Here is a 26,896-nt window from a genome sequence, read left to right on the forward strand (position 1 = left end):
CTCAGCTGACCGCGTGTCGAAACAGTTCGGACGAGTGGTAGGCCCACTCGCCAGACGAGGGGGCCTACTTGTAGAAGACGTCCACGCCGCCGTGGTGCGAGCAGGCGCCCTGGTGGTGGGCGGCGTACGAGTAGGTGCCGTCGTTGCACTTGGCGGTGGCCCCGTTCCCGCCGCCGGACCCGCCCGACGAACCGGAGCCGCCCCCGGACCCTCCGGACGACCCCGAGCCACCGCTCCCGGACGACCCGCCGTCGCTGCCCGGGGCCGCGGCGGCCGCGTGCGCGGTGACGGTCACCTTCACCTCGACCGTCTTCGTCGCGGTCACCGTCGTAACGGCCGTCGGCGAGGCGGTCACCGTCTCGGTGGCGGTGGGAGCGGCGGTCGCGGTGGCCGTGGTGGTGACCGTGGCCGCCGACTGCACCTTGGCGGCGGCGGGCTTCGCGTCGTTCCCGTTGTCCTGCCCGCCGGCGCCGATGCCCGCGCCGACGGCGAGGGCGAGTCCGAGCGCGGGCAACGCGTACCGCTTCCGCGCCCACTTGGGCGCGGGCCGGACCGGCCGCGGCGGCGTGGCGTACGGATTGGTCATGTGTCCCCCCAGGGAAGGTGACCGGCGCCGACGGGGCCGGTGGGTGGGGCGCGCCGCGTGGGTACAGCGGTCACCCGTGCACGGCGTCCGGGCACCTCGGCGCCCCGGCGGCACCGGCGAGCGTTCATATTAACCACACTATCTCCACATTGCCTGCACAACACCGGTTCCCGATCGCACCTCTGAGCCGGCGTCACGGGCGACCGGAGCCGCTCCCCGCCCTCAGATCAGCGAGAGCTGTACCGGCTCCGGGGAAGCGGGTGCCGGGGGCGAAGGGGGGATGCGGCGGTGGGAGGTGCGGTGGGTGGGGCCTATGCCGTATTCCTGGGCCAGGTCGTGGACCTGGCGGGTGATGCGGCGCTGGTACCACTTCGGGGCGTAGGCGCCGTCGGCGTAGAGGCGTTCGTAGCGGCGGACCAGGTGGGGGTGGTGGTGGGTGAGCCAGGCCATGAACCACTCGCGGGCGCCCGGGCGCAGGTGCAGGGTCAGCGGGGTGACGGAGGTGGCGCCGGCCGCCGCGATCGCCCGTACCGTCGCCCGCAGCTGGTCCGGGTGGTCGCCCAGGAAGGGGATCACCGGGGCCATCAGCACACCGCAGCCGATGCCGTGCTCGCCGAGGGTGCGCACCACGTCCAGGCGGCGTTCCGGGGCCGGGGTGCCCGGCTCCACGGTGCGCCACAGCTCGGGGTCGGTGAAGCCGACCGAGACCGAGACGCCGACGTCGGTGACCTCGGCCGCCTGGACGAGCAGGTCCAGGTCGCGCAGGATCAGGGTGCCCTTGGTCAGGATCGAGAAGGGGTTCGCGTAGTCGCGCAGCGCGGACAGGATGCCGGGCATCAGGCGGTAGCGGCCCTCGGCGCGCTGGTAGCAGTCGACGTTCGTGCCCATCGCGATGTGCTCGCCCTGCCAGCGGCGTGAGGCGAGCTGGCGGCGCAGCAGCTCGGGCGCGTTGACCTTCACCACGATCTGGCTGTCGAAGCCGAGGCCCGTGTCCAGGTCCAGATAGCTGTGCGTCTTGCGGGCGAAGCAGTAGACGCAGGCGTGGGTGCAGCCTCGGTACGGGTTGACCGTCCATTCGAACGGCATCCGGGAGGCGCCCGGCACCCGGTTGATGATCGAACGGGCCCGGATCTCGTGGAAGGTGATGCCGGCGAATTCGGGTGTGTCGAACGTGCGGGTCGTGACCGCGTCCGCGCCGAACAGCGCGGCGTCGGCCGGGCGGCCGGTCCCTGGCCCTTCGCCGGGGTCACCGGGGGTTGCGGGGGCGGCCCGGTCCCGGGGGCCCGCGTGGTCGGCGGGGCGGTCGGAGTCCGCGGGGTTCGCTGTGAGGTTGTCCCAGCGCATGACGCCTCCTCGGTTGCACTGGCCTCAGAATAGAACACTTGTTCCCTTGATCGTGCGGACGACCGTCCTGGCGCTGTTCGGCGGCCGTTCGCGACCGTCCCCGAGACACCGCGATCACTTGCCGCACCCCGATTTGGGCCGCCGGGGAGCGGGGTGGTTGGCTTGCCCCAACCCTGAGAACGGATGTCCTGGAGGAACCCCATGGCGCAGGTCGAGGCCACTACGGAGCGGGTCGTCGCGGCGGACGCGGAGAAGGTGTTCGACGCCCTCGCCGACTACAGCGGCACCCGCGAGAGGCTGCTGCCCGAGCACTTCAGCGAGTACGAGGTGCGCGAGGGCGGCGACGGCGAGGGCACCCTCGTCCACTGGAAGCTCCAGGCCACCAGCAAGCGCGTGCGCGACTGCCTGCTGGAGGTCACCGAACCCACCGACGGCGAGCTGGTGGAGAAGGACCGCAACTCCTCCATGGTCACCACCTGGCGGGTCACCCCGGCCGGCGAGGGCAGCTCCCGCGTCGTCGTCACCACCACCTGGCAGGGCGCCGGCGGCATCGGCGGTTTCTTCGAGAAGACGTTCGCCCCCAAGGGTCTCGGCCGCATCTACGACGCCCTGCTCGCCAACCTCGCCGCCGAGGTCGAGAAGTAGTTCCACACCTCAACTCGCCCTGAAAAAGCCTCTGTTGGGCCGTCACCGGTTCGGGTGATCTCACCGTTGTCCGGAGATACGCCGTAACTCGTCGCACCTGCCCGTAGTTGTCGCTTCACGCGCGGAAATTGCGCGGCAGGTACGACGAGGGAGAGGTACGTGGGCGGGATCACTCTGGTGCAGGACGAACCGGGGGCGGCGCCCCCGGACACCGGCGCCACCCCACCGGACACCCCCTCCGCGCCCCCCGGGCCCCGCGCCGAAGCGCCCGAGGCCGCCCCCGCCCTCAGCCCCCGCCGGGTGCGGCTCGTCTTCGTCGGGCTGATGCTCGCGCTGCTGCTCGCCGCGCTCGACCAGATGATCGTGGCCACCGCCCTGCCCAAGGTGGTCGGCGAGCTGCACGGCCTGGACAAGATGTCCTGGGCCATCACCGCCTATCTGCTCACCGCCACCGTCGGACTGCCCGTCTACGGCAAGCTCGGCGACCTCATCGGCCGCAAGGGCGTCTTCCAGTTCGCCATCCTGGTCTTCGTCATCGGCTCAGCGCTCGCCGGCCGCGCGCAGACCATGGACCAGATGATCGCCTTCCGCGCGGTGCAGGGCATCGGCGCGGGCGGGCTCATGATCGGCGTCCAGGCCATCATCGCCGACATCGTGCCGCCCCGGCAGCGCGGCCGGTTCATGGGCCTCATCGGCGCCGCCTTCGGCCTCGCCTCCGTCGCCGGCCCCCTGCTCGGCGGCTACTTCACCGACCACCTCTCCTGGCGCTGGTGCTTCTACGTCAACGTGCCCTTCGGCCTGATCACCCTGGCCGTCGTCACCGCCGTGCTGAAACTGCCCAGGCCGCGGGCCAGGGCGCGCTTCGACGTCCTCGGCGCGCTGCTGCTCGCCGCCGCCTCCACCTGCCTGGTCCTGCTCACCAGCTGGGGCGGCACCGAGTACGCCTGGAACTCGCGCGTCATCTGGGGGCTCGGCGCAGGCGCCGGCGCGGCCGCCGTCCTCTTCGTCGTCGCCGAGCACTTCGCCACCGAACCCCTCATCCCGCTGCGGCTCTTCCGGGACTCCGTCTTCAACATCAGCGCCCTGGTCGGCCTGGTCATCGGCGTCGCCCTGTTCGGCGCGGCCAGCTACCTGCCGACCTTCCTGCAGATGGTGGACGGCGCCTCCGCCACCGAGTCCGGCCTGCTCATGCTGCCCATGATGGGCGGCATCGTCGGCGCCTCCGTCATCTCCGGGCAGCTCATCAGCCACACCGGCCGCTACCGGCTCTACCCCCTGCTCGGCGGCGCCCTCTCCGCCGTCGGCATGTGGCTGCTGTCCCGGCTGGAGACCGGCACGCCCCGCCTGCACTACAGCCTCTGGATGGCCGTGCTCGGCGCCGGCATCGGCCTGGTGATGCCCGTTCTGGTGCTCGCCGTGCAGAACTCCGTGCGCCCCGCCGACCTCGGCACCGCGACCAGCGCCAACAACTACTTCCGGCAGATCGGCGGCAGCGTCGGCGCCGCCGTCTTCGGCACCCTCTTCGCCGGCCGCCTCACCGACGCCCTGCGCGACCGCCTCCCCGCCCGCGCGGGCGGGGCCCTGCCCGACGCCGAGTCGATCACCCCGCAGACGGTGCGCGCCCTCCCGGCGGGCCTGCGCGACGCCTACATCCAGGCGTACGCCGACGCCATGCCGCGGATCTTCCTCTACCTCGTGCCGGTGCTCCTCCTCGGCACGGTCATCGCCTTCTTCCTCAAGGAGAAACCCCTGGTGTCCCACAACACCCCCGCCCCGTCCGCCTTCGAGACCGACACCGCGCCGCTGCACACCACCGCGCCCGTCAACAACAACGCGGTGCCGCAGGCCCGTGCGCCGTACCCGGCCGGCGTCCCCGTGTGCGGCACAGTGCAGCACGCCGACGGCACCGTCGTACCGCGCGCGGCGCTCACCCTGATCGACATCGCGGGCCAGCAGATCGGACGCGGCGCGAGCGGCGAGGACGGCCGGTACGCGCTGTCCACGCCCGGCACCGGCTCGTACGTGCTGATCGCCGCCGCCGGCGGGCACCAGCCGCAGGCGGTCTCCGTGACCGTCGGCGAACGGCCCGTCGAACTCGACGTCGTCCTCGGCGGCGCCGGACGCCTCGCCGGCACGGTGTGCACGGCCGACGGCACCCCCGTGCGGGACGCCACCGTCACCCTCACCAACGTGCACGGCGAGGTCGTGGCCAGCACCCGCAGCGGACGCGAGGGCGGCTACGTCATCACCGAGCTGGTCGCCGGCGAGTACACCCTCGCCGCCAGCGCCCCCGCCTTCCGCCCGGCGGCGCTGCCCGTCAGCGTCCAGGCCTCCCGCGAGACCCGCCAGGACGTGGAGCTGGCCGGCGGCGCCGTGCTGCGCGGCACCGTCCGGGCCAGCGGTGGCCGGCCGGTCGAGGAGGCGCGGGTGACGCTGCTCGACGCCGCCGGGAACGTCGTGGACACCCTCACCACCGGCGCGGACGGGACGTTCCGGTTCGTGGACCTGTCCTCCGGCGAGTACACCGTCATCGCGGCCGGCTATCCGCCGGTCGCGACGGTGCTCCAGGTGGCGGGCGGCGGCCGTACGGAACGGGACCTCCAGCTCGGGCACGAGGACTGAGCCGGCGGCGGGACGCGACCGCTCCGTGCGGCGCGCCCGGCCGGCCCGGTGCCTGACGCCCGTCCGGCGCGTGACATTGCACGGTGGGCGCGTGACATTGCACGGTTCACGGCGGCGGTCGCGGGCCGCGGCCTATTCCGGAAATCGCCGGGCATCGTGACCCGGCCGCGCCGTACCGTGGTGGGCGGGGGAGCAGATCCTGCGGAGCCGTGGGGAGAGGGGCCTGCGCCATGGACCGTGGCACCGAGAGCTACGCGCCTCGCGGCCGCCAGGAGGGGAGCGTCGCCGTCGCGGGGATGCGCGCGGCCGGCCGGGTCCGGCCGGCCGTGGCCCTCGTGGGCCGCGACCGCCTGGTGTCGCACTGGAGCCGGAGCGCCCGGGAGTTGTTCGGCGTCCCCGAGAAGGACGCGATCGGCCGCCCCGCCGAGGATCTGCTGCCCGTCTCCGGCGCGCTGCCCGACGAGGACGACGAGCCGCCGGACCCGGGCCGCGTCGCCCACGGCGGACTCGGGCCCGCAGAGGCGCCCTCCCCGGGCGGACGCGGGGCGGGATCGGCGCTCTCCGTGGACGGGTCCGGGTCCGGAACGCCGCTCTCCCCCGACGGGGCGTTGTCCCAGCCGGCCGCCGGCCGCGCCCGGCTGGCCGTCCCCGGCCGGGACCGCCTCGACGTCCTGTGGTGGGCGTACCCGCTGGTGGGCCCGGGCCGCGCACGGCTGCTGGTCCTCGCCGCCGACGCGGACGGCCTGCGCGACGGCACGCCCTACGGGGCGGCGCGGGGTCACGAGGCCGCGCGGGGCCGCCGGGCGGTCGAGCGGATCGCCCCCGCCTTCGCCCCGCACACCGACTTCCCCGGCGCCGGGCAACTGGCCCGCGGGCTCCCGGAGACGCTGCCCGGCATGAGCGCGGGCGAAAGCGCCCGCATCGTCTCGCAGGTCCTCGAACTCGGTTGTCCGGCCCTGGAGTTCAGCCAGGGCGACCGGGTGCCCGTCACCGCGGACTGGGGGGTCCCGGCAGCGACCGGTTCGGCGCGGTAGTCGCGTCGGCCGCCGGTTTCACGGCGTGCGGACGCCGACGGAGCCCCGCACGCCTCTGCTCTCTCTCGCGCGCCGAGGCGCCGGATCGAGGTGTGGGTTCGGTGCGAGTCGGCCGTGGACTGTGCGGCGGATGTGTGAAGGCGAAGGGGACGCCCGGGAGCGGGGGCCCGAGCGGAGGCCGGCGAGGTTCGGCTCAGGGGGTGCGCCCGCCCTCGGGCGGGTGCCGCCGGGACGGCCCGCCCGGGCCGGTGGCGTGCCGCCCATCGGGACGGTGCGGGCGGCGCGGCCGCCGTCCGAGCCGGTTCTCCGCGCCGCGGGACCGATCGAACCGCCGTCGACGTGGCCCGTGGCCGTGAGCGCACGGTGACGGCCCGGCGGCGACAGCGGGGCTCAGCGTGTCCGGCCAGTGGCGTATTGTCGCATTGACGTAGTTTGAAAGGGGTGAGGGAAGGCCGCTCCCCCTACTGCCTGTAGGGTTACGTCCACCCCGCCACACCCCGAACGGAACAGAGACGAGAGGTGGCCGTGTCGACCGTCGCGCCCGATCCGGACGTCAGTGTTGTCGTCATCGTCTACAACGACCAAGACAGACTTCCGACGGCCGTAGGTTCCGTCCTCGAGCAAACTCTGCGCAATGTCGAGGTGGTCATCGCCGACGACTGCTCGACGGACGGCTCCTTCGAGGTCGCCCAGGCGCTCGCCGCCGCCCACCCCGGCAAGGTCCGCGCCATCCGGCTGCCGGAGAACAGCGGGGGCTGCGGAGAACCCCGCAACCAGGGCATCAAGGTCGCCCGCGGCCGGTACGTGATGTTCCTCGACAGCGACGACACGCTGGAGAAGAACGCCTGCCGCAACATGGTCGACGCGGCCGACCGCACCGGCGCCGACCTCGTCTCCGGCCTGTGTGTGCGGGTTCACACCGACAACCGGCACGGCAAGCGGACCCCCTGGTACCCGTGGCTGTACCGCAGCACCCGCACCCTCGACTCCGTCGCCGAGCTGCCGGACCTGTTCGTCTTCGACACCCTGTCCACGAACAAGTGCTACCGGCGCGGCTTCCTGCTCGACAACGACCTCGCCTTCCCGCGCGGCATCCACTACGAGGACCTGCTCTTCTCCGCCCAGGCCTATCTGGCCGCCGAGCGGATCACCCTCATCCCCAACACGGTCTACCACTGGAACGTCGTCCAGAAGACGGCCGTGAAGTCGATCAGCAACCGCCGCGGCGAGATCAGCAACTTCGCCCACCGGGTCGAGATCCACCGCCGGATCGACGCCATCCTGGACCGCCAGGGCCAGGACGAGCTGAAGCTGCGCAAGGACATCAAGTTCCTCAAGCACGACCTCGTGCTCTACCTGCGCGAACTGCCCTTCCTGGACGACGACTACCGGCACCGCTTCGCCGAACTGGCCCGCGACTACATCCAGGACTTCCCCGAGGCGGCGTACGCCGAACTCGACAAGATCCACGCCATCTGCGCCCAGTTGCTGCTGCGCGAGGACTGGACCGACCTGATGCCGGCCATCGACGCGCTGCTCAACCGTGGCAAGATCGCCACGCCGCTGGTCGAGCGCGACGGCCGTGTCTACTGGACCGGCCGTCACCTCGACGACCCGGAGATGCGCGCCGTCCTCGACGTGACCCCGCTCGGCTACCACGCCAAGCGGCTGAACCAGATGTTCCTGCGCAACCGGCTCACCGAGTACACCGTCCACGGCGGCGACGTCACCCTGGCCGGCCGGATCGTCAACCCGCTGCACACCATTCCCGGGGACGCCGCACTCAGCGCCGAGCTGGAGTTCAAGGCCCGTCGTCGCAGCCTGCAGACCTTCCGCTTCCCGGTGCCCGCCCCGCGCCACGAGGGCGAGGCCGTCACCTGGCGCGCCGAGGTCCCGCTGGCCCGGCTGCTCAGGCCGCTCGGCATCATCGACGACGTCTGGGACGTACGGCTGCACCTCACCGCCGACGGCAAGCGCACCACCAGCAGGCTCACCGTCGGCGCCGTGGACCTGGAGGACGCCCGGGCGGTGCCGGTGCGGCCGCGGCTCACCCGGCTCATGGCCGACCGCCTCGAAGCCCAGGTGTCCGCCAAGGGCCACCTCGCCTTCCGGCTCACCCAGGAGGGCCGGCTCGCCCGCTCCGGCCGCGCCGCCGTCGAGCGCAACCTGCACGGCCGTCCCGCCCGCGTCGCCAAGGGCGCCTACCGCAAGGCGCGCGCCGTGCGCCGCGAACTGAACTCCGGCGCCCGCAAGCTCCAGGTCTACGAGCGGATGCTGACCAAGCTGCCCGTCCGCAAGGGCACGGTGGTCTTCGAGAGCCACCTCGGCAAGCAGTACAGCGACAGCCCCCGCGCGATCTACGAGGAGCTGCGCCGCCGCGGCACGCCCGTCACCCCGATCTGGTCCTACGCCGGCGACCGCCCCAGCGGCTTTCCCGAGGACGCGGAACTGGTGCGCCGCTGGTCATGGCGGTACCTGAAGGCGCTGGCCCAGGCCGAGTTCTGGATCGACAACCAGGGCTACCCGCTGCGCCTGAGCAAGCGCCCCGAGACGACGTACATCCAGACCTGGCACGGCTCCGCGCTGAAGCGGATGGGCTTCGACGAGCCGGGCCTGCGGATGCTGTCCGAGGCCGAACAGCGCTCCTACCAGCAGGCCCTGGACCGCTTCGACCACTTCGTGGTCCGCGGCGAGCACGACGTGCGCACCCTCGCCCGCGCCTACCGCATCCCCGAGCACAAGCTGCTGCGCACCGGCTACCCGCGCAACGACGCGCTGGTGCGGGCCCGGGAGAGCGAGACGCCGGACCCTCAGGCGCAGCGGCTGGCCGCCCGCCTCGGCATCGAGCCGGGCAAGCGGGTGCTGCTGTACGCGCCCACCTTCCGCAGCCAGCCGGGCGGCAAGGTGCGCACCTTCGAATTCCCCTTCGACGTCGCGGAGTTCGCCGCCCGGTTCGGCGACGACTGCGTCCTGCTGGTCCGGGCGCACTACCTGAACCGGCTCACCCTGCCCCCGGCGGTGGCCGGCCGGGTGATCGACGTCAGCGGCGAGCCGGACATCACCCCGCTGATGCTGCTCGCCGACGCCCTGATCACCGACTACTCCTCGGTGATGTTCGACTACGCCCTCCTGCGACGCCCCATCGTCTTCTACGCCTACGACTGGGAGGAGTACGCCGAGGACACCCGCGGCACCTACTTCGACCTGCTCGCCGAGGCGCCCGGCCCCGTCCCGCGCACCCCGGACGAACTCTTCGCCGTGCTCGGCGACTTGGCCGGCCTGCGCGTGAAGTACGAGGCGCGGCTGAAGGAGTTCGTGGACAAGTACGGTGAGTACGACCGCGGGGACGCCGCGGCGCAGATCGTGGACCGTTTCTTCGGCCCCGCGGGAGAGGCCCGATGACCCAGCGCGACATCTTCTTCGTGGCCAACGAGGTCAACGAACTCGGCGGCGTGGGCCGCTGGCAGACCCAGCTGGCCGGCCTGCTGGCCGCACGCGGCCACCGGGTCACCGTCGTCGGCATCGCCCCGGCCAACCACCCCATGGATCTCGGCGAGGCGCCCCCGTTCCGCACGGTCACGCTGTACGCCCGCCGGCCGCCGGGCCGCCCCCGCCCGCGTCGACCGCTGGGCTCCCTCGACCCGGCCGTGCGCCGCCACGAGACGCACATGCGCACCGCCGCCTCCCGGCTCACCGGGCTGTTCCGCGCCGCGGCGCCGGGTGCGGTGATCATCGTGCCGCAGGTGTGGGCGATGGAGTGGGTGGCGCTCGCGGACACCGCCGGGCACCCCGTCATCGGCATGACCCACGAGTCCTTCGAGACCTGCCGCAAGTCCTCCCGCTTCGGCCGGGTGAAGCGGTACTTCAAGGACGTCGACCGGCTGCTCGCCCTCACCCAGGAGGACGCCGACCGCTGGGTGGGCGAGGGCCTGAACAACATGGGCTTCATGCCCAACCCGCTGCCCGTCGTGCCCGGCGATCCCTCGCCGCGCACCGCCAAGGTGGTGGCGAGCATCGGCCGGCTCTCCCACGAGAAGGGCGTCGACCTGCTGCTGGACGCCTGGGCCGAGGCCGTGGCCAAGCAGCCCGGCTGGACCCTGCGGATCTACGGCAAGGGCGAGGCCGAGGGCGAACTGCGCCGCCGCTGCGCCGAGTCGGGCCTGGAGGACTCGGTGGACTTCGCCGGGCAGACCGACGACGTGCCCGGCGCGCTGCGCGCCTCCTCCGTCTTCGTCCAGTCCTCCCGGGGCGAGGGCTTCCCGTTGGTGCTGCTGGAGGCGATGGCCACCGGAGTGCCCTGCGTGGCCTTCGACTGCGCGCCCGGCGTGCGCGAGATCGTCTCCCATCAGGAGGACGGGCTGCTGGCCCGCCCCGGCAACACCACCGAACTCGCCCGCCATCTCGTACGGTTGATGTCCGACGAGCGGCTGCGTGACGCGATGGGCGAACAGGCCCTGCGCAGCGTGCGCCGCTTCGACCCGGACACCATCACCCGCCGCTGGGAAGAGCTGTTCGACTTCCTGGAGCGCTGACCGAGGCGCACCGGCCGCCCGGCTCCGGGCCGGCGGCCGGTGCGGCAGCATCCCACCAGGCCCGCCGGCGAGGCCGGCGACGTACTTCAGGAGCGCGCATGACGGTGAGGCACCCCCACGGCGGCCATGGTGAGAGCCGTGACCTGGCGGTCAACCCCGTCTTCAGCCGGGAACCCCTCCGGGTGCCCCGGTACGCGATGCCGGACGGCGAGATGGAGCCGTCCACGGCCTACCAGGTGGTGCACGACGAGCTGATGCTCGACGGCAACGCCCGGCAGAACCTCGCCACGTTCGTCTCCACCTGGGCCGAGCCCGAGGCGCGGCGGCTGATGGACGAGTGCGCCGAGAAGAACATGATCGACAAGGACGAGTACCCGCAGACCGCGGAACTCGAGACCCGGTGCGTGCACATGCTCGCCCGGCTCTGGCACGCCCCCGACCCGCGCGACGCCGTCGGCTGCTCCACCACCGGCTCCAGCGAGGCGGCCATGCTCGGCGGGCTCGCCCTCAAACGGCGCTGGCAGGAGCGGCGCCGCGCCGAGGGCAAGCCCACCGACCGGCCCAACCTGGTCATGGGCATCAACGTCCAGGTCTGCTGGGAGAAGTTCGCCGACTACTTCGAGGTCGAGCCGCGCTACGTCCCGATGGAGGGCGACCGCTACCACCTCACCCCCGAGACGGCCGTCGAGCTGTGCGACGAGAACACCATCGGCGTCGTCGCCGTCCTCGGCTCCACCTTCGACGGCAGCTACGAGCCGGTCGCCGGCATCGCCGCCGCCCTGGACGACCTCCAGGCGCGCACCGGCCTCGACATCCCCGTCCACGTCGACGCCGCCTCCGGCGGGATGATCGCGCCCTTCCTCGACCCGGACCTCAGCTGGGACTTCCGGCTGCCGAGGGTCGCCTCCATCAACACCTCCGGCCACAAGTACGGCCTGGTGATGCCCGGTGTCGGATGGGCGCTGTGGCGCGACCGGGCGGCCCTGCCCGACAGCCTGGTCTTCCACGTCAACTACCTCGGCGGCGACATGCCGACCTTCGCGCTCAACTTCTCCCGGCCCGGCGCCCAGGTCGTCGCCCAGTACTACAACTTCCTGCGCCTCGGCTTCGACGGCTACCGGCGTGTGCAGCGCACCTGCCGGGACGTCGCCACCCGGCTGGCCGCCGAGATCGCCCGGCTCGGGCCGTTCGAGCTGATCACCGACGGCGGCGACATCCCGGTGTTCGCGTTCCGGGTGCGCGAGGACATCGACCGCTTCAGCGTCTTCGACGTCTCCGCCGCCCTGCGCGAACGCGGCTGGCTGGTGCCCGCGTACACCTTCCCGAAGAACCGCACCGACCTGGCCGTGCTGCGGATCGTCGTCCGCAACGGGTTCAGCCACGACCTGGCCGACCTGCTGCTGGACGATCTGCGCCGCGTCCTGCCGAGGCTGGACAAACAGAGCGAGCCGCACCGCGACGCCGACGACGCCGGCGGCTTCGCCCACGGCGCGGAGACCAAGAACCCGCGCCGCCCCGGCCGCGGCTGACCCCGCCGCCCCGGGCCGGCCCGGCCGTGCCCGACCACGACCCTTGTCCGCGTCGGCCGCACTCGGCCATGCGGCCCGGCCTTCCCCGCCGGAGTCGATCATCTGATCCCGGTCCGTGCCCCCGGGGGGGCGGTCGGCCGCCCCCCGGTCCGGCCCGCCCGGAGTCGGTCACCTGATCCCGGCCCGTCCCGCCGGAGCCGATCCCCCGCCCCCGTTCCGTCCCGGCCGCACCCCCCCACCACCGGAGGACGCCATGTGCCGTCTGTTCGGCCTCAGTAGTGCACCGCGGCGCACCCGCGCCACCTTCTGGCTGCTGGACGCCCCCGACAGCCTCAGCCGCCAGAGCCACCGGGAGCCCGACGGCACCGGCCTCGGCCACTTCACGGCGGACGGCGTGCCGCGCGTCGACAAGGCCCCGATCGCGGCGTACGAGGACCGGGCGTTCGCCGAGGAGGCGCGGGAGGCGGAGTCGGCGACCTTCGTCGCCCACATCCGCTACGCCTCCACCGGCGGCCTGGACGCCCGCAACACCCACCCCTTCGAACAGGACGGGCGGCTGTTCGCGCACAACGGCGTCATCGAGGGCCTGGACCGGCTCGACGCCCACCTCGGCGAGGACCGCTCCCTGGTGCGCGGCGACACCGACTCCGAGCGGTTCTTCGCCCTGATCACCCGGGAGACCCGGAACCACGGCGGCGACGTCACCGCCGGGATCGAGCACGCCGCCCGCTGGATCGCCCGGAACCTGCCCCTCTACGCCCTCAACCTCGTCCTCGTCACCCCGGACGAACTGTGGGCGCTGCGCTACCCCGACACCCATGAGCTGTACGTCCTCGACCGCGAGCCGGGCGGTCTGCACGGCGACCGGCACCTGGACCACAGCGGCAGCCACGGGCGGATGCGCGTCCACTCCGAGAACCTGGCCGACCGGCCGGCCGTCGTCGTGGCCAGCGAACGCATGGACGACAACCCGGGCTGGCGGCTGCTGGAAGGGGGCGAACTCCTCCATGTGGGCCCCGGCCCGAAGACCACCGGCCGGGTCGTCCTGACCGAACCGCCGGCGCACCGGCTCACGCTCGATGATCTGCGCCCTGACGCGGCAGCCTCCCAGCGGGCCGTCTAGCGCCCGGAGGCGTGCCGGCAGGCGCGTCGCGTCAGACGCGGACGCCGAACATGAAGGGGCCGCCGATGGTGCTCATCGACTCGTAGCGGACGACCGTGCCGCTGCGCGGGGCGTGCAGCACCTGGCCGTTGCCCGCGTACAGGCCGACGTGGTGGATGTCGTTGAAGAAGAAGACGAGGTCGCCGACCTGGAGCTGGTTCTGCGAGTAGATCCGGGTGCCGATGGTGGCCTGCGCCTCGGAGGTGCGCGGGATCGACACGTTCGCCTGCGCGTACGCCCACGAGGTCAGGCCCGAGCAGTCGAAGGTGGACGGGCCGGCGTGGGACCACTGGTACGGGCTGCCCAGCTTGCTCTGGGCGGCGGCGAAGGCCGCGCCGGCCCGGCCGGTACCGGCGGCCGGGATGTGGCCGCTCTCACCGGTGCCGCCGGAGCCGCCGTTCAGCCCGGGGCGCTCGGTGCCGCGGGTGGCGCGGTCCTGCTCGGCGGCCAGGGCCGCCTTCTCCTGCGCGGTGAGGGAGTTGAGCAGCTTCTGCGCCGCGGCGAGCTTGCCCTGCACCGCCCGCTTCTGGCTGCCGAGTTCGGTGCGGGTGGCGGAGAGGTCCTTGAGCTTGGCGGTGGCCTCCGCGCGCTGCTGCGCCAGTTCCCGCTGCTTGTCCTGGATCCTCCGCAGTGCATCGGCCTGCTGGCCGCTGACCCGGTCGAGGGTGGTGGCCTTGTCCAGGTAGTCGTCCGGGTCGGCGGACAGGAACAGCTGGAGCGAGGGGTCGATGCCGCCGGTGCGGTACTGGCCGGCCGCCATCGAACCCAGGCCGTCGCGCAGCTTGTTGAGGTCCTGCTGGCCGCGGGCGACGTTGTCCTGGATGGTGGAGATCTCCTTCTGGAGCTTCTCCTGCTTCTCCTTGGCCCCGTTGTACTTCTCGGTGGCCTGCTCCGCCTGCTCGTAGAGCTTGTCGACCTTGGACTTGACCTCGTCCTTGCCCGGCTTCGCGCCGGGCGCGGCGTTGGCCGCCTGGGCGCTGATCGCCACGGCTGCCGCCGCCGCGGTGGTGAGCACGGTCACCCGTGCGCGGCTGGGCTGTCGGGGTCGACGGTGGGACGCCACGGAACCGATCTCCTTCTTTTGGGTGACCACCCGATCGGAGGTTCGAAGCCTGACCCTAGTGACCTGATCGTGATGAATTCAATTCCTCCCCCCACGAAATCCCACCACGTCCTTCATTACTTGCACCCAACTCGCCACGAACCGCACGGCCCGCGCAGGACCCGGCGGCCGCTCGACCTGCTCTCCGCCTCATAGGAACTTCTGCGGCCGACGCGTAACGTGAGGCACCATGAAGATCCTCATCAGCGCCGACATGGAAGGCGCCACCGGTGTCACCTGGCCGGGCGACGTGCTGCCGGGGACGCCGCAGTGGGAGCGGTGCCGGTCGATGTTCACCTCCGACGTCAACGCGGCCGTGCTCGGCTTCTTCGACGGCGGCGCCGACGAGGTGCTGATCAACGAGGCCCACTGGTCGATGCGCAACCTGCTCCTGGAGCGGCTGGACGAGCGGGCGCAGATGCTCACCGGGCGGCACAAGTCGCTGTCCATGGTGGAGGGCGTGCAGCACGGCGACGTGGACGGCATCGCGTTCATCGGCTACCACGCGGGCGCCGGCATGGAGGGCGTCCTCGCGCACACGTATCTCGCCAACCAGATCACCGGCGTGTGGCTGAACGACGTACGGGCCAGCGAGGGCCTGCTCAACGCGCATGTGGCCGCTGAGTACGGGGTGCCGGTCGTCCTCGTCACCGGCGACGACCTGGCCTGCGAGGACGCGCTCGGCTACGCGCCCGAGGCGCTGAAGGTCGCCGTGAAGGACCATGTGTCGCGTTACGCGGCCGTGTGCCGCACCCCGGCCCGCACCGCCGCCGACATCCGCGCGGCGGCGAAGCAGGCCGCCGGTCTGGCAGCCCGTCACGAACCGGCGGAGGCCGGCCCGTTCACCGTGGCGGTCGAGTTCGACGCCGAGCACCTGGCGATGGCCGCCACCGTCGTCCCCGGCGTGTCCCGCATCGGGGAGCGGAAGGTGGCCTACACCAGCGCCACCATGTACGAGGGCATCCGCACCTTCAAGGCGGTCACCACGATCGCCTCGGCCGCCGTGGAGGAACAGTATGGCTGACGCACTGGCACTGGACGAGGTCGTCCGGTTCACGTCCGACCTGATCCGCATCGACACCACCAACCGGGGCGGCGGCGACTGCCGGGAGCGCCCGGCCGCCGAGTACGCCGCCGAACAGCTCGCGGGGGCGGGCCTGGCCCCGCTGCTGCTGGAGCGCACCGAGGGCCGCACCAACGTCGTCGCCCGGATCGAGGGCACCGATCCCTCGGCGCCCGCGCTGCTCGTCCACGGCCATCTCGACGTGGTGCCCGCCCGCGCCGAGGACTGGAGCGTGCACCCGTTCTCCGGCGAGGTCCGCGACGGCGTCGTGTGGGGCCGGGGCGCGGTCGACATGAAGAACATGGACGCGATGATGCTGGCCGTGGTCCGCGCCTGGGCCCGCCAGGGCGTGCGCCCGCGCCGCGACGTGGTGATCGCGTTCACCGCCGACGAGGAGGACAGCGCCGAGGACGGCTCGGGCTTCCTCGCCGAACGGCACTCCGAGCTGTTCGAGGGCTGCACCGAGGGGATCAGCGAGTCGGGGGCGTTCACCTTCCACGACGGCACCGGCCGCCCCCTCTACCCGATCGCGGCCGGCGAGCGCGGCACCGCCTGGCTGCGGCTGAGGGCGCGTGGCCGGGCCGGCCACGGCTCCCGCGTCAACACGGAGAACGCGGTGACCCGGCTGGCCGCCGCCGTCGCCCGCATCGGCGACCACGAGTGGCCGCTCAGACTCACCCCGACCGTCCGCGCGGCCCTCACCGAACTCGCCGCGCTGCACGGTCTGGAGCCCGATCTGCAGAACGTGGACGCGCTGCTGGACAAACTCGGCCCGGCAGCCGAACTGGTGGCCGCGACCGTCCGCAACAGCGCCAACCCCACCATGTTCGAGGCCGGTTACAAGGTCAACGTCATTCCGGGCGAGGCCGTGGCGCATGTCGACGGACGCTTCCTGCCCGGCGGCGAGGAGGAGTTCCGCACCACCCTCGACCAACTGACCGGACCGGACGTCGACTGGGAGTTCCTGCACCGTGAGACGGCACTCCAGTCGCCGGTCGACTCGCCGACGTTCGCGGCGATGCGCGCCGCCGTCGAGGAGTTCGCGCCCGAGGGCCGTGTGGTGCCGTACTGCATGGCGGGCGGCACCGACGCCAAGCAGTTCTCACGGCTCGGCATCACCGGCTACGGGTTCTCGCCGCTGAAGCTGCCCGAGGGCTTCGACTACCACCACATGTTCCACGGGGTGGACGAGCGCGTCCCGGTGGAGGCGCTGCACTTCGGTGTCCGCGTCCTCGACCGCTTCCTGCGGTCCGCCTGACCGGAAGCAGCGCCTCCACCCGGAGGCGTCTCGACGCCGTAGACCGGAACTCCGAAGCGCCCCAACTCCGTAGCGTCTGAACTCGAAGGGGAGACAGTGCAGATACTGCCGTACGGTTCGTGGCCCTCGCCCGTCGACGCGGCCCTCACCGCCGACCACGACGGCCGGCCGGAGTTCGCCGGCTTCGTCGGCGACGAGGTCTGGTGGACCGCGCCCCGCCCGGCGGAGGGCGGCCGGCGGGCGCTGGTGCGGCGCGCCGCCGACGGCGGGGAGTCGGTGCTGCCCGCGCCGTGGAACGTGCGCAGCCGCGTCATCGAGTACGGCGGCCGGCCGTGGGCCGGGGCGCTGCGCGACGGCGAACCGCTGCTGGTGTTCGCGCACTACGCCGACCAGCGCCTGTACGCCTACGAGCCCGGCGGCGAGCCGCGCCCCCTCACGCCCGTCTCGCCCGTCGGCGGCGGACTGCGCTGGGCGGAGCCGCAGGTGCTGGTGGAGCGCGGCGAAGTCTGGTGCGTGCTGGAGGAGTTCACCGGTGAGGGCGCGAGCGACGTGCGACGGGTGCTCGCCGCGGTGCCGCTGGACGGCTCGGCCGCCGAGGACCGCGGCGCGGTGCGCGAACTCACCGGCGAGCGCCACCGGTTCGTCACCGGGCCGCGGCTGTCCCCGGACGGCCGGCAGGCGGCGTGGCTGGCCTGGGACCACCCCCGGATGCCGTGGGACGGCACGGAACTGCTGACCGCCGAGATCACCGCCGACGGACGCTTCGGCGCGCCCCGCACCGTCGCCGGCGGCCCCGACGAGTCGATCGCGCAGGTGGACTGGGCCGCCGACGGCGCGCTGCTGTACGCGAGCGACCGCAGCGGCTGGTGGAACCTCTACCGCGACGGCCGGCCGCTGTGCCCGCGCGAGGAGGAGTTCGCCGGACCGCTGTGGAAGCTCGGCCAGCGCTGGTTCGCCCCGCTGGAGTGCGGACTGATCGCCGTCCTGCACGGACGCGGCGCGGCCGCCCTCGGCATACTCGACCCGGAGACCGGCGAGATCGTCGACGTCCCCGGACCCTGGACCGAGTTCGAGCCCACCCTCGCGGTGCGCGGCGACCGGGTGGTCACGGTCGCCGCCGGCCCGCACCGCGCGCACGAGGTCGTGGAGCTGGACACCCGCACCGGGCACACCCGGGTCATCGGCGCCGCCCACCGGGACGCCGTCGATCCCGCCTACCACCCCCGGCCGCTGGCGCGCACCTTCACCGGCCCCGACGGCCGCGAGGTCCACGCGCAGGTCTACCCGCCGCACCACCCCGAGTGCGCCGCCCCCGAGGGAGAGCTGCCGCCGTACGTGGTGTGGGCGCACGGGGGCCCCACCAGCCGCTCCCCGCTCGTCCTCGATCTGGAGATCGCCTACTTCACCTCGCGCGGCATCGGCGTGGCCAAGGTCGACTACGGCGGCTCCACGGGGTACGGCCGCGCGTACCGCAACCGGCTGCGCGAGCAGTGGGGCGTCGTGGACGTCGAGGACTGCGCGGCCGTGGCCCTCGCCCTCGCCGAGGAGGGCAGCGCCGACCGTGCCCGGCTCGCGATCCGGGGCGGCAGCGCGGGCGGCTGGACGACCGCGGCCTCCCTGACCGGCACCGACGTCTACGCCTGCGGCACCATCCTCTACCCGGTGCTGGACCTGACCGGCTGGGGCTCGGGGGAGACCCACGACTTCGAGTCGCGGTACCTTGACACGCTGGTCGGGCCGATCGACCAGGTGCCCGAGCGGTACGCCGAGCGCTCGCCCGCCACCCACGCCGACCGGCTCACGGCGCCGTTCCTGCTGCTCCAGGGCCTGGACGACGTGATCTGCCCGCCGGCCCAGTGCGAGCGGTTCCTGGCCCGCCTGGCCGGGCGGAAGGTGCCGCACGCCTATCTGACCTTCGAGGGCGAGGGCCACGGGTTCCGGCGGGCGGCGACCCTGGTGCGGGCGCTGGAGGCCGAGCTGTCGCTGTACGCTCAGGTGTTCGGCCTGGATCTGGCAGGCGGCCTCCCGACCCTGGAGCTGGAGACGTGAAGGAACTCGTCCGTCCCGCGCGGCTCGCGCCCGGCGCCCGGGTGGCCGTCGTGGCGCCCAGCGGCCCGGTGCCCGAGGAACGGCTCCAGGCCGGCCTGGACGTGCTGCGCGGCTGGGACCTCGACCCGGTCGTCGCACCGCACCTGCTCGACCGGCACGAGCGTTTCCCCTATCTCGCCGGGACCGACGCCGACCGGGCCGCCGACCTCCAGAGCGCCTGGTGCGATCCGGCCGTCGACGCGGTGCTGTGCGCCCGCGGCGGCTACGGCGCGCAGCGGATGGCGGACCTGCTGGACTGGGACGCGATGCGCGCGGCCGGGCCCAAGGTGTTCGTCGGCTTCAGCGACATCACGGCCCTGCACGAGGCCTTCGCCACCCGGCTCGGCCTGGTCACCCTGCACGGGCCGATGGCGGCCGGCGTCGACTTCGTCAAGAACGCCCGGGCGCAGGACCACCTCCGGGCGACCCTGTTCGCGCCCGAGACGGTCCGTGTGATCGCCTCCGGCGGCGCCCCCCTGGTCTCCGGCCGGGCCCGGGGCGTCACGCTGGGCGGCTGCCTCGCCCTGCTCGCCGCCGAACTCGGCGTCCCGCACGCCCGGCCCTCCGCGGCCGGGGGACTGCTGTGCCTGGAGGACGTGGGCGAGGACACGTACCGGCTGGATCGCTACCTGACCCAGCTGCTGCGCGCCGGATGGCTCGACGGCGTGCGCGGCGTGCTGCTCGGCTCGTGGGAGAGCTGCGAGGGTCCCGACCAGGTGCGGGCGCTGCTCGCCGACCGGCTCGGCGGCCTCGGGGTGCCCGTCGCCGAGGACTTCGGATTCGGGCACTGTGACGGGGCGTTGACGATACCGTTCGGCGTCGCCGCGGAACTCGACGCGGAGGACGGCACGTTGACGCTGGAGGCACCGGCGTTGCGCTGAGGGGACCGCCGCCCGGTTACGCGGTTCTGATGATGCGTCAGGACACTCCCGTCGCGGTGTTTGACGAGGTCCGGCATGTGTCCCAGCATGAGGGCAGCCGGTACTTACCGGTCGGTAAGTACCGGCTGCCCCCGCTGTGGAGGTCCTGTGTCCCGTCGCGCGCCCGGAGTCCGCGCCGCTCTCGCCGCCGCCCTCGTCACGGCGCTCACCGCACCGCTCGCCCTCGCGGCGCCCACCGCGCTCGCCGCCCCCGCGGCCACCGGCGAGTACAGCGTCACCGCCCTGCGGTTCACCGTGCGCGCCGGCGACCGCACCTGCGCGATCGACGCCGACGTGTACCGGCCCGCCGGCGTGGACCGCGCCCACCCCGCGCCCGCCGTGCTGACCACCAACGGCTTCGGCGGCAGCAAGAACGACGGCTCGACGAACGCGACGGGCGCGGCCCTCGCCCGGCGCGGCTATGTGGTCCTGGCCTACTCGGGACTCGGCTTCGGCCGCTCCGGCTGCCTGATCTCCCTCGACCACCCCGGCGTCGACGGCCGCGCCGCCTCCGGGCTGATCGACTTCCTGGCCGGCACGCGTGCCGCTGACGACGGCACCCGCGCCGACTACGTCACCCTCGACCGCCCCGGCGACCCGCGCGTCGGCATGGTCGGCGGCTCCTACGGCGGCGCGGTCCAGCTCGCCACCGCCGCCGAGGACCACCGCGTCGACGCGCTCGTCCCGATGGCCACCTGGAACGACCTGGCGTACTCCCTCGCCCCGAACAACGTGCTCGGCGCGGGGGCCGTACCCGGCGTGTTCAAGTGGCAGTGGACCGACGGCTTCTACCTCATCGGCGAGAGCCGGCCGCTCCTTGAGCCGTCCCTCGACCCCTCCCGGATCAACTCGTTGACGTGTCTGCACTTCGCGACCGGCTTCTGCGAGGCCGTCCGCACCCTCAACTCCGGCGCCTACCCGCCCGCGGACACCGCGCGACTGCTCGCCTACGCCCGCGGTGTCTCGCCGGCGTCCTACCTGGCCCGGGTGACCGCGCCCACCCTGCTGGTCCAGGGCCAGGCCGACACCCTGTTCAACCTCAACGAGGCCACCGCCACCTACCGGGCGCTCAAGGCCCAGGGCGCCGAGACCCGGATGATCTGGCAGTCCTGGGGCCACAGCGGCGGCGTCACCGGTCCCGGAACCGGCGAACTGGACGTGGAGCGAGGCGACTTGGAGGCGAGCTACGTCGGCCGGCGCGTCCTCGCCTGGTTCGACCGCCATCTGCGCCGCCACCGGCAGACGAGCCCCGGACCGGAGCTCGCCTACTACCGCGACTGGATCGCCGACCCGGACCACACCTACGCCACCGCCGACCGCCTCCCCGCACTGGACCGCACCCTGTACCTGTCCGGCGACGGCACGCTCGCGGACGACCCTCACGCGGTGGCCAGCGGGAGCCGCACCTACGCCAACCAACCGCTGCCCAGCAGCCATTCGGAGAGTTCACTGGCCGCACTCACCGGGCTGCCCGACCCCGCGCCCCACGACACCGAGGGCACGTACCTCGGCTGGACCAGTGCCAGGCTGGATCGCGCCCTCGACGTCGTCGGCGCGCCGAGGGCCACCCTCAGGGTGCACTCGCCGGCCGCCGAACACGCCCAGCGCTCCACCGACGCCGCCGACCGGCTCGTCCTGTTCGCCAAGCTGTACGACGTCGCGCCCGACGGCACCCAGTCCCTGGTGCACCGGCTGATCGCGCCCGTCCGCGTCCCCGACGCCACCCGGGCCTTCACGGTCACCCTGCCGGGCATCGTCCACCGCTACCAGCCGGGCCACCGGCTGCGGTTCGTGATCGCGGCGAGCGACGACGCCTACTTCGGCAACCGCGGGATCAAACCCGTCACCGTCACCGCCGCTCCCGGCGACGCCGGCACCCTCCGGCTGCCCGTCGTGGGCGACTGAGTCCGGCCGGCCCAACTAGGGTGGCGGGATGCCGCACACCCCCTCCCCGTACCTGGCCGAAGGCCTCCGCGTGGGCATCCGCCCCTTCACCCAGGACGACTCCGCCGAGTTCACCGCCCGCGTCCGGGAGAGCCGCGACCTGCACCGCCCGTGGCTCTTCCCGCCGGCTACCGCGGAGGCGTACGCCGCCTACGCCGGACGGCTGATCGAGGACGAGGACCGGGCCGGCTACCTGGTCTGCGACAAGGACGACGGCGCGATCGCCGGCTACATCAACATCAACAACATCGTGCGGGGCGCCTTCCAGTCCGGTGCGCTCGGCTACGGCGCCTTCGCGCACGCCGCCGGACGCGGACTGATGAAGGAAGGCCTGAACCTCGTCGTCGGTCACGCCTTCGGCCCGCTGGGACTGCACCGGCTGGAGATCAACGCCCAGCCGGGCAACACCGCCTCCCTCGCCCTGGCCCGCTCATGCGGCTTCCGCCTGGAGGGCTACTCGCCCGGCATGCTCTACGTCGACGGGGCCTGGCGCGACCACGAACGGTGGGCGCTCACCGCCGAGATGCGGACTTCCGGTTGATCTTCATCGTGTCGAGGTCCGTCGCGGTCGAACGCAGCTCCCCGAAGCCGTAACCGAGTTCCCGCAGCGCCGTCTGCGCGCGGTCCTCGGCGATCGCGGCGGCCATCTCCTCGCCGTCGGCGGCGTCGGACACCACCACGTAACGCATCGAGAAGTGCTTCAGCGGCACCGCCTCGTACGACAGCGAGCCCTCCTCGGTGAACCGCATGCTCGTCATGCCGTGGTCCGCCGCCTCGGCCAGCAGCCGTTCCCGCGCCTGCTCGGTCAGCCCGTCCCAGGTGCCCCGGACGATGACCCGGTAGGTGTGCTGCTCGCTCATCGGTCCCACTGCTCCTCGTCGCGGTCCGTCCCTGTGTCGCGGGACCGACTGTACGCGGCCCGCACGGCGCCGCCACCTGGTTTACGCCCCGTTGCCGGTCCGCCGCCTTTGCGCAATCCTGACCGGTGCCGCCCCTGGTCAGCTCACCGGCGACCGGGTTCCATGGTGATCGTGACGACGATCCGACATGAGGTACTCACGCTGCCCGCCGCACCGCTCGGACCGGACAACCCGCTGCCGGCGCTGCGCCCGCTCGACGAGGTCCACCGCATCGAGGACCGGGACCGGGCGGGTCTGCCGCACGACATGGCCCGGCAGATCGGCTGTGCACCGCTGCACAGCCTGCTCCCGGCACCGGTGCGCGACGGCTACGGCAGAACGCGCCGGGACCGTACGATCGACGCCCTCGTACTCGAGAACGACCGGCTGCGCGCCACCGTGCTGCCCGGCCTCGGCGGCCGGATCGCCTCCCTCGTCCACCTGCCCACCGGCCGTGAACTCCTCTACCGCAACCCGGTGTTCCAGCCCGCCAACTTCGCCCTCAACGGGGCCTGGTTCTCGGGCGGCATCGAATGGAACATCGGCGCCACCGGCCACACCACCCTGTCCTGCGCACCCCTGCACGCCGCCCGCGTCCCCGCCCCCGACGGCGGCATCATGCTGCGCCTGTGGGAGTGGGAACGGCTGCGCGACCTGCCCTTCCAGGTCGATCTGTGGCTGCCCGACGGCTCCGACTTCCTGCACGTGGGCGTCCGCGTCCGCAACCCGCACGAGCGGCCCGTGCCCACCTACTGGTGGTCCAACATCGCCGTCCCCGAGGAACGCCGGGTGCTCGCCCCCGCCGAGGAGGCCTGGCACTTCGGCTACGAACGCCGCCTGCGCCGGGTCACCGTCCCCGCGTACGACGGCGTCGACCGCACCTACCCCCTCAACAGCCGTTACGCCGCCGACTACTTCTACGAGGTCCCCGACGGGCGCCGTCGCTGGATCGCCGCGCTCGACGAGGACGGCGACGGACTGGTGCAGACCTCCACCGACGTGCTGCGCGGCCGCAAGCTGTTCGTGTGGGGCTCCGGCACCGGCGGCCGGCGATGGCAGGAATGGCTCACCGAGCCCGGCACCGGCGGCTACTGCGAGATCCAGGCGGGCCTGGCCCGCACCCAGCTGGAACACGTACGCCTGGAGGCGGAGAGCGAAGTGGCCTGGCTGGAGTCCTACGGCCCGCTCGACGCGCCCCCGCCGGCGGGGGAGTGGCAGGCCGCCGTCCGGCGCACCGAGGAACGGCTGGAGACCGTACTGCCCCGGGCCGCCGTGGACGCCGCCTACGCGGCCTGGAAGCCGTACGCCGACGCCGAACCGGAGGAGATCCTGAACACCGGTTCCGGCTGGGGCGCGCTCGAAGTGCTGCGCGGCGGCTGGAAGCTGCCCGGCACGCCCTTCGCCGAGTCGGCCATGGGCGGGGAACAGGAGCCGTGGCGGCACCTGCTGCGCGCCGGCTCCCTCCCCGAAGCGGAGCCGTCCGGCCCGCCCGGACCGAGCCTGGTCGCCCCGCACTGGCGCGACCTGCTGGAGACGGCGCCCGCGACCCCGGCCGCCGAGTACCACCTCGGCGTCGCCCAGTGGCACGCCGGCGACCGGGCGCAGGCGGTGCGCAGCTGGGAGCGGGCGCTCGAACTCGCCCCGGCACACTGGCCGTCGCTGCGCTGCCTGGCCGTGGCCGACCGGGGAAGCGAACACCACGAACGCGCCGCCGACCGCTACCGGCAGGCCTTCGACGGCCTGTGCGCGCAGCGGACCGGCGACGACGAGCGGTGGACGGCGGCGGCCGCCGCCCTCGGCCGCGAGGCGATCGAGGCGCTGCTGCGGGCGGGCCGGCCGGCCGAGGCCCGCGCGGTGTGGGACCGGCTGGACGAGGCCACCCGTGCCCGCGGCCGGTTCCGGCTGATCGAGGCGGAGTTGCTGCTCGCCGAGGGGCGCGCCGGACAGGCGCGGACCGTCTTCGCCGAGGACTTCGAGGTCGCCGACCTCAGGGAGGGCGACGAACGGCTCGGCCAGGTGTGGCGGCGGTCGGGCGGCGGCGAACTGCCCGCCCGCTACGACTTCCGGATGCGCCCGGACCCCTCGTGACGGGCCGTGCGCTCAGGCGCGGCGGTCCACGTACTCGTACACCGCGCCGTCCGGGTGCACGGCGATGAGGTTGCGGCCCGCCGGGGTCGCCACCGGCCCGGCGACGACCCGCGCGCCGAGTTCGGTCAGCACCCGGTGGGCGTCGTCCACGTCCTCGACGGCGATGGTCGCCGCGACCTTGCGCAGCACCTCCAGTTCCGCTTCGGGCCCGCTCATCAGCAGGAAGCAGCCGACGGCGGCCACCTGCACGCCGGCGCGCTCGAAACGGAGGGCTCTGCCGCCCGCCAGACGTTCGTAGAAGGGAACCGCGGTCTCCAGATCGTCGACACAGACGCGCAGGCTGGCTCCGAGAATCTGCATGCGGACGAGCCTAGTCGGTGGGTCGGCCGGGCAGCAGAGCGTCCGGACATCGCAACGGCGGTCCAGCGACGATCAGTTACGCCGTGTCCGGTTCGGATACCCGCCGGGGATGGAGCGCCTGGATCACCTTGAGCACCTTGACGAGCACGTGGCCGAAGAGCTGGCGCGGGTGGCGCGCGAGACGGTGCGCGACGAACTGCGCGAGCAGACCCGCCGTCGCCGGCGCACGACCGTTCTGTACGCCGCGTCCGGCGCCGCCGCCCTGTACGCGGGCGCGGCCGTCGCGCTCGCCGTGGGACTGGCCCTGGCGACCGGCCTGCCCGGCTGGGCGGCGGCTCTGATCACCGCGGCGGTCTTCGCCGCGGTGGCGTACGCGCTGCGGGGCGCGGCCCGCTCCGGCGCGGGGCGGCCGCGGGTCCCGGACGGGACCGGGCCGCGGGCACAGGCCCCGGCCGGATCGGAGGCCGCCGGGGCGAGCGGCCTCATGGACGGGACCGGTGATCTCGCGGGAGGGACCGGTGGCCTCGCCGGAGGGGCCGGTCGCGAGCACGGCGGTGGCGGCGTGCTGCGCCCTGCGGTGCCCCCGAAGCCGGCCGTCCCGCCCGTCGTTCCGGGTCCGGCCCGGCACGACGGCCGCTGGTCCTGAAGCCGGCAGCTCCGAACCGGACGCAGGGGGGGTGCCCGTCGGCGCGGGCCGACCGGCGCCCGTACCGGTCTCCCCTTCTCACCGCGGCAGCACCTTCGTGCGGTAGAAGTCGAAGAAGCCGCGCTGGTCGGCGCCGATCTGGTTGACGTAGACACGGTCGAAACCGGCGTCGGCGAACTGCTTCAGCGTGGCCACGTGCTGGTCGGCGTCGTCGCCGCACACCACGTTCTCCCGGACCATGTCCTCGGTGACGAGCGGCTTGAGCTGCTCGAAGTGGCGGGGAGTGGAGAGCACCTGGCTCATCTCGCCGGGGAGTTGCTCGTTGTACCACAGCTCGTGCACGGTGCGGACGCACTCCTCGCGGTCGGCGCCGAAGCACACCTTCGTGCCGCCGCTGACGAGTTTGGCGCCGCCCCCGCCCTTGCGGTACTGGGTGACCATCTCCTCGTTCGGCATCATCGTGATGTAACCGTCGCCCACGCGCGCCGCCAGCGCGGTCGCCTTCGGGCCGAACCCGGAGACGTCGATCGGGACGGGCTCCTCGGGCACGGTGTAGAGGCGGGCGTTCTCCACGGTGTAGTACGTGCCGTGATGGGTGACCTCCTCGCCGGTCAGCAGCCGGCGGATCAGTTGCACCGCCTCCTCCAGCATGTCCATCCGCACCCCTGCGGGCGGCCAGCGGTCGCCCAGGATGTGCTCGTTCAGCGCCTCGCCGGTGCCCACGCCGAGCCGGAACCGGCCCTCGGTCATCACCGCGCTGGTCGCCACCGCCTGCGCCACCACGGCCGGATGGATCCGCACGGTCGGACAGGTCACCGCGGTCTCGATGGGCAGGGACACCGCCTCGGACAGCGCGCCGATCACCGACCACACGAACGGGCTCTGACCCTGCGCGTCGTTCCACGGGTGGTAGTGGTCGGAGATCCACAGCGCCTGGAAACCGGCCTGCTCGGCCATTCTGGCCTGCTCGACGAGGTCCGCCGGGCCGTACTGCTCGCACGAGAGGAAGTAGCCGTACTCGGGCATGGAGGGACACCTCCGGGACATGGGCGTGCGGGGGAACGCGGTGCCGAG

At 73.2% G+C, this 26,896-nt stretch carries 20 protein-coding genes and 1 pseudogene; 15 read left to right on the forward strand and 6 right to left on the reverse strand.

Going from position 1 to position 26,896, the window contains the following annotated elements; all coding sequences use genetic code 11:
- Window positions 1-64: 64 nt before the first annotated feature.
- Window positions 65-586 carry a DUF3761 domain-containing protein gene (locus AB0N63_RS01830; protein ID WP_365522677.1) on the reverse strand — a complete coding sequence of 174 codons (522 nt, stop codon included), beginning with the start codon at window positions 584-586 and terminating at the stop codon, window positions 65-67.
- A 222-nt stretch (window positions 587-808) separates the two neighbouring features.
- Complete coding sequence (locus AB0N63_RS01835) at window positions 809-1,930, reverse strand: Rv2578c family radical SAM protein (protein ID WP_365522679.1); 1,122 nt, start codon at window positions 1,928-1,930, stop codon at window positions 809-811.
- 201 nt (window positions 1,931-2,131) lie between these two features.
- Between AB0N63_RS01835 and AB0N63_RS01840 the strand changes: the two genes are divergently transcribed.
- The 7 genes and pseudogenes from AB0N63_RS01840 to AB0N63_RS01870 all read left to right on the forward strand — a co-directional run bounded on the left by AB0N63_RS01840 (window position 2,132) and on the right by AB0N63_RS01870 (window position 13,415).
- A complete protein-coding gene (locus AB0N63_RS01840; protein ID WP_365522682.1) occupies window positions 2,132-2,575 on the forward strand; it encodes an SRPBCC family protein in 444 nt (147 codons plus the stop codon).
- A gap of 159 nt (window positions 2,576-2,734) precedes the next feature.
- Entirely contained in the window at window positions 2,735-5,197 is a 2,463-nt protein-coding gene (locus AB0N63_RS01845) for an MFS transporter (protein WP_365522685.1), read from the forward strand.
- A 230-nt stretch (window positions 5,198-5,427) separates the two neighbouring features.
- Window positions 5,428-6,228 (forward strand): annotated as a pseudogene (locus AB0N63_RS01850) (hypothetical protein); the annotation flags it as partial.
- A gap of 522 nt (window positions 6,229-6,750) precedes the next feature.
- A complete protein-coding gene (locus tag AB0N63_RS01855) occupies window positions 6,751-9,633 on the forward strand; it encodes a bifunctional glycosyltransferase family 2 protein/CDP-glycerol:glycerophosphate glycerophosphotransferase (protein ID WP_365522687.1) in 2,883 nt (960 codons plus the stop codon).
- The gene (locus AB0N63_RS01860; RefSeq protein ID WP_365522689.1) at window positions 9,630-10,763 is read left to right on the forward strand and encodes a glycosyltransferase; all 1,134 of its coding nucleotides are present in this window, start codon (window positions 9,630-9,632) and stop codon (window positions 10,761-10,763) included. The genes AB0N63_RS01855 and AB0N63_RS01860 overlap by 4 nt, the downstream gene beginning before the upstream one ends.
- 98 nt (window positions 10,764-10,861) lie before the next feature.
- Window positions 10,862-12,292, forward strand: coding sequence for a glutamate decarboxylase (locus AB0N63_RS01865; protein ID WP_365522692.1), 1,431 nt, complete (start codon window positions 10,862-10,864; stop codon window positions 12,290-12,292).
- Between the two features lie 253 nt (window positions 12,293-12,545).
- Window positions 12,546-13,415, forward strand: coding sequence for a class II glutamine amidotransferase (locus AB0N63_RS01870; protein ID WP_365522695.1), 870 nt, complete (start codon window positions 12,546-12,548; stop codon window positions 13,413-13,415).
- 31 nt (window positions 13,416-13,446) lie between these two features.
- Here AB0N63_RS01870 and AB0N63_RS01875 read toward each other — a convergent pair whose 3' ends face one another.
- Complete coding sequence (locus AB0N63_RS01875; RefSeq protein WP_365522698.1) at window positions 13,447-14,517, reverse strand: NlpC/P60 family protein; 1,071 nt, start codon at window positions 14,515-14,517, stop codon at window positions 13,447-13,449.
- A gap of 229 nt (window positions 14,518-14,746) precedes the next feature.
- On the opposite strand from AB0N63_RS01875, the gene AB0N63_RS01880 reads away from it, so the two are divergent.
- The 6 genes from AB0N63_RS01880 to AB0N63_RS01905 all read left to right on the forward strand — a co-directional run bounded on the left by AB0N63_RS01880 (window position 14,747) and on the right by AB0N63_RS01905 (window position 22,370).
- Window positions 14,747-15,580: a M55 family metallopeptidase gene (locus AB0N63_RS01880; protein WP_365522701.1), complete on the forward strand. Its 834-nt coding sequence runs from the start codon at window positions 14,747-14,749 to the stop codon at window positions 15,578-15,580.
- Complete coding sequence (locus AB0N63_RS01885) at window positions 15,573-16,877, forward strand: M20/M25/M40 family metallo-hydrolase (RefSeq protein WP_365522704.1); 1,305 nt, start codon at window positions 15,573-15,575, stop codon at window positions 16,875-16,877. The genes AB0N63_RS01880 and AB0N63_RS01885 overlap by 8 nt, the downstream gene beginning before the upstream one ends.
- Before the next feature lie 96 nt (window positions 16,878-16,973).
- Window positions 16,974-18,926 (forward strand): prolyl oligopeptidase family serine peptidase, encoded by a 1,953-nt coding sequence (locus AB0N63_RS01890; protein WP_365522707.1) that lies wholly within the window; start codon window positions 16,974-16,976, stop codon window positions 18,924-18,926.
- A complete protein-coding gene (locus AB0N63_RS01895) occupies window positions 18,923-19,846 on the forward strand; it encodes an LD-carboxypeptidase (RefSeq protein ID WP_365522710.1) in 924 nt (307 codons plus the stop codon). Before AB0N63_RS01890 ends, AB0N63_RS01895 begins: the two co-directional genes overlap by 4 nt.
- Window positions 19,847-19,993: 147 nt before the next feature.
- Window positions 19,994-21,790, forward strand: coding sequence for a CocE/NonD family hydrolase (locus AB0N63_RS01900; protein WP_365522712.1), 1,797 nt, complete (start codon window positions 19,994-19,996; stop codon window positions 21,788-21,790).
- Between the two features lie 28 nt (window positions 21,791-21,818).
- Window positions 21,819-22,370: a GNAT family protein gene (locus AB0N63_RS01905; RefSeq protein ID WP_365522715.1), complete on the forward strand. Its 552-nt coding sequence runs from the start codon at window positions 21,819-21,821 to the stop codon at window positions 22,368-22,370.
- On the opposite strand, the gene AB0N63_RS01910 is transcribed toward AB0N63_RS01905, so the two are convergent.
- Complete coding sequence (locus AB0N63_RS01910; protein ID WP_365522718.1) at window positions 22,342-22,689, reverse strand: DUF6204 family protein; 348 nt, start codon at window positions 22,687-22,689, stop codon at window positions 22,342-22,344. The genes AB0N63_RS01905 and AB0N63_RS01910 overlap by 29 nt on opposite strands.
- A gap of 162 nt (window positions 22,690-22,851) precedes the next feature.
- Between AB0N63_RS01910 and AB0N63_RS01915 the strand changes: the two genes are divergently transcribed.
- Window positions 22,852-24,816 (forward strand): DUF5107 domain-containing protein, encoded by a 1,965-nt coding sequence (locus tag AB0N63_RS01915; RefSeq protein WP_365522721.1) that lies wholly within the window; start codon window positions 22,852-22,854, stop codon window positions 24,814-24,816.
- Window positions 24,817-24,828: 12 nt separating this feature from the next.
- Here the strand turns inward: AB0N63_RS01915 and AB0N63_RS01920 are convergent, their stop codons facing one another.
- Complete coding sequence (locus AB0N63_RS01920; RefSeq protein WP_365522723.1) at window positions 24,829-25,176, reverse strand: VOC family protein; 348 nt, start codon at window positions 25,174-25,176, stop codon at window positions 24,829-24,831.
- A gap of 109 nt (window positions 25,177-25,285) precedes the next feature.
- On the opposite strand from AB0N63_RS01920, the gene AB0N63_RS01925 reads away from it, so the two are divergent.
- The gene (locus AB0N63_RS01925) at window positions 25,286-25,822 is read left to right on the forward strand and encodes a phage holin family protein (RefSeq protein ID WP_365522725.1); all 537 of its coding nucleotides are present in this window, start codon (window positions 25,286-25,288) and stop codon (window positions 25,820-25,822) included.
- 78 nt (window positions 25,823-25,900) lie between these two features.
- On the opposite strand, the gene AB0N63_RS01930 is transcribed toward AB0N63_RS01925, so the two are convergent.
- The gene (locus AB0N63_RS01930; protein WP_365522727.1) at window positions 25,901-26,848 is read right to left on the reverse strand and encodes an LLM class F420-dependent oxidoreductase; all 948 of its coding nucleotides are present in this window, start codon (window positions 26,846-26,848) and stop codon (window positions 25,901-25,903) included.
- Window positions 26,849-26,896 lie beyond the last annotated feature (48 nt).

The organism is Streptomyces sp. NPDC093260 (genome assembly GCF_040683715.1).
GTDB classification, from domain to species: Bacteria; Actinomycetota; Actinomycetes; order Streptomycetales; family Streptomycetaceae; genus Streptomyces; species Streptomyces sennicomposti.